Source organism: Bacillus sp. Root131, from assembly GCF_001429475.1.
In the GTDB taxonomy this organism is placed as follows: Bacteria; Bacillota; Bacilli; order Bacillales; family Bacillaceae_G; genus Bacillus_A; species Bacillus_A thuringiensis_S.
The window spans coordinates 1-3,412 of sequence record NZ_LMJQ01000035.1 but is presented as its reverse complement, the minus strand read 5'-3'; the positions used below and the strand labels follow the sequence as shown (position 1 = coordinate 3,412).

Genomic DNA, 3,412 nt, shown 5'->3' with positions numbered 1-3,412 from the left:
TTCCATCCTGATCACGCACCTTTTTTAAGTAGTAATACCAGTATGGCCAAGTTTGAAAGAATATTTTCAAATCATTTAGCTTTTTTGCACCAGAACCTACATTTGAAGGTACCAAAATGAACGGAATTAACAATAACATAGGTATCAATCGACATAATATTTTTTTCATAACAATCCCCCTTTATTTTACATAATCATACACGATTCTCTTTCGATTTTATATATTTATACATATTTTTCAATAGTTGGGTATAGGGACTGTTTAATTGTTGAGAAAGATTTATAAGAACGTTGATTACTCTCTATCATTTGCTTCGCTAGTTAACCTTTGCGAATACCAAATAGCTCCTTTCATCAAACGTGAAAGGAGCTATAACACTTTGAAAAATAATATGTAAGTACAAGTATTATCCAGATGTTCTTTATTAATCCAACGTTTGTTTAAAGTCCTTTGTTCATAGGAAAAGCATGAACAAAGATGTAATATTCCCCATTTAGATACATTACCATGTGGCCATTCGTTGTTCTATCTATACATATAGTACTCTTTATATCGTTCGAACTTCGATTTTTTTGTTTGTGGTGGTATGATGGAAGACTTTACTGATTTAGATGATGCTACTTGCTTTGGCATTTGTAGTAAGTCACGTTTCTTGAGCTCTCTATACAAACTACTCACATTGCACCCTACTTTTTTTGCAATAGTTGGATATTCCATTCCTTGATTAAATAATTGTACTGCTTGTTTACATTTTTTATCCCATTTTTCTTCTGACGCTTGTACTTTTTGGGAGCGTTTTTTAGCTGTATTATTTTCTAGTTTAATACACTCACTTTCTATTTTGCACTGTTTAGTACAATCCGCTTCTGTATTTTCCTCACGCTTATTACGCTTCTCCTGTAAGCGTAGCATTTGTACTTTTTTCGCAACTGCTCTCATGTTGCATTCACCTCATTTTCATTGATACGTTTTATAGATAAGTGCTTGTAATGATGTTGTTGCTTCAAACTCTAATCTGGTACCTGCTATCCCCTTTAGTTTCTCAAATCATTCTAAGAAGGAAAGCAATGGTTTCATGCCTTAATCATTCTATGATAATTTCCAACCTATTATTTACAATCCCCGTTGATTAAGTTGTTTACGTAAACTACTCGCATGACATCCTAATTGGTTTGCAATTTTTTGATAGGTATATCCTTTATTTCTTAACACGAGCGCCTGTTGACAAATAGAATCCCACTTCAGTTTTACTTTCCTTTTCGAATCCTTTTCATCAAAAATCAATCCTGTTCCTAATTGATATATTTCTTTTCCAATTTTACAATCGTCCATACAATATGTTCGTACCCCATTATAGTGCTTGCAACCCATGCAATGTTGATCCTGCAAATCTAAAATACGAATTCTCGTTTCTCTTTTATTCATAATCCCAATCTCCTCAGTATAATCGTTATCTTTATTATACTGAATATGATAGCGTTTTCGAAGAACAATAGATTCCATTTTTCCCATTTGGATTGGTCTATCCTTTTTGGAACCTACGCCCAAACAACCTTACATTTTTTTCATCAAAATGATTTGTTTCGTCTTAATTTTCAAGATTAATTTCTATACAAATGTTAGCAATGTGTTACAATAAGAAATGCAAAAGAGTAAGGATTCAAAAAAAGCCAATTTGTATAGAAATTGGCTCCCTTCTTGATGATGACGAAAACAAAATTTTCTTTAAATCTTTATTAGGGGTAAGTTTTAAAGAAACATCCATCTTGGTTCTAGTTTTACATAATTGGAATCTATAGTAAATTGATATTTTGGATTCTGAACATTCAAAACTTTAATTCTCTCTATACCCATCAACAAACAATGTATTTTTCATTCTTGGAAAAATCAAGAGAAATGAAGCCTATACCCCTCACCATTTCCTGCAACACAGCAGATATGGTGAGGTATTTTCATGTTTATTCCATTATAACAACTATCTACGATTTTAAATTTTTTATTTAAAATGCTAAAAGAAGCATCCAAAATCGAAAATTTTCTCAATCTCTAGAAAAGAGATGTGAATTTACTAAACTACGACATTTTTCAAAATGATAAAAACTTTACATGCATGAAGTTCATGAGAAACAAGCCCTTGGTCTGTTCCTTACTGATATTTATCAGCGGCTTTTTCTATAGTAGGCATAACAGCAATTGGTGGTAATGATGCAGTCCAAGCAGAGGCATGTACATGTAACTTATCTCCTACTGCATAGTTTTCAGCATTAGAAAGAGGAACTCTTAAAATTTTATTTTGAGAAACAAGCTCCCACCAATCATTTTGATAAGAAAGTGCCTCTTCTTTTGTCGATGTATCAGCAAGAACTAAATAGTGACTATCCATTGAAATAACATATCCAGTGAACGGTATTTGTTCCTGTTTTTGTATAGTAGAAATTGGTGTATGATGTGTGGAAACTTCATTAGAATCCGCAAAAGCTGGTGTAATACCAAAAGTAAATCCAGACCCTAATGCTACAGTAGTTGCTACGGCTACTAGTTTTTTTGTAAACATAATAAATTACCCCCTTTATCATATATTTTTTATTGTACACGTATATATTTCTTTTTTTATAACGTCGACCTCTCTTTATATTCAAATATTTAACATTTCTGTCACGAATAAAGGAAATATATCAAATTTAATAAAATTATATAAAGAATATGCACGGTTTTCTTTTTTGAGAGAATCCCTAGAAATTCTCCCTAGGTGAAATTTGGATAGGCAAGAAAAAAGACACCTCTTAGGTGCCTTTCTTCCACTTGAACCACTTTTATTTCATATAAACTTACCCGTATTATCCCTTTGGTATATGTGTAAGCACATCCTATAAAACACAATCATCTATATACACCAGATTATCCGTACACAAAATATAAGAAAATTGAGATCAGTATTAGAATGACGCCATATCCTCTAATGTGATTGATATGTTACGCCTTTCAAAAGAATCTGTTTTATAGAATGTATTCACACCCATTATTCTACCATATTTATTATCTACTACATTTAAATTTCTAAACATTATGCATAATTGCATGGTTACATTAATTTTTTCCATTTCTCCTCGAAAATGTACGTTGGAACCTTTACAAGAGAATAAGGAAACCAGAAAATAACACCTCTATAGACAAATTCTTTAACCTAATTTTTATATTTTGGCAACTATATCCTTCCTACAAATTATCTCTGCGTTGTCTTCTGTATCTTACACTGTTTTCGATTTATTCTACTAAATAACTCATCTACTTCACTCTGCTGTAGGGGCACGACAACATCGCCATCAAGCTAAGGAAAAGGAGATACCCCCAAACCGAATAAAATAGGGGTATCTCTTTTTATATATCTAACTCTATTTCTTTGCTCATGCA

The 3,412-nt window shown here is 32.0% G+C and carries 3 protein-coding genes; all 3 read right to left on the bottom strand.

Features of this window, described 5'->3' with window-relative positions:
- Nucleotides 1–526: 526 nt before the first annotated feature.
- Entirely contained in the window at nt 527–940 is a 414-nt protein-coding gene (locus ASE54_RS28175) for a hypothetical protein (RefSeq protein WP_001202920.1), read from the bottom strand.
- Nucleotides 941–1,114: 174 nt separating this feature from the next.
- Nucleotides 1,115–1,426, bottom strand: coding sequence for a zinc-finger domain-containing protein (locus tag ASE54_RS28170; RefSeq protein ID WP_001042062.1), 312 nt, complete (start codon nt 1,424–1,426; stop codon nt 1,115–1,117).
- Nucleotides 1,427–2,147: 721 nt separating this feature from the next.
- A complete protein-coding gene (locus tag ASE54_RS28165; RefSeq protein WP_000494382.1) occupies nt 2,148–2,555 on the bottom strand; it encodes a DUF3221 domain-containing protein in 408 nt (135 codons plus the stop codon).
- Nucleotides 2,556–3,412 lie beyond the last annotated feature (857 nt).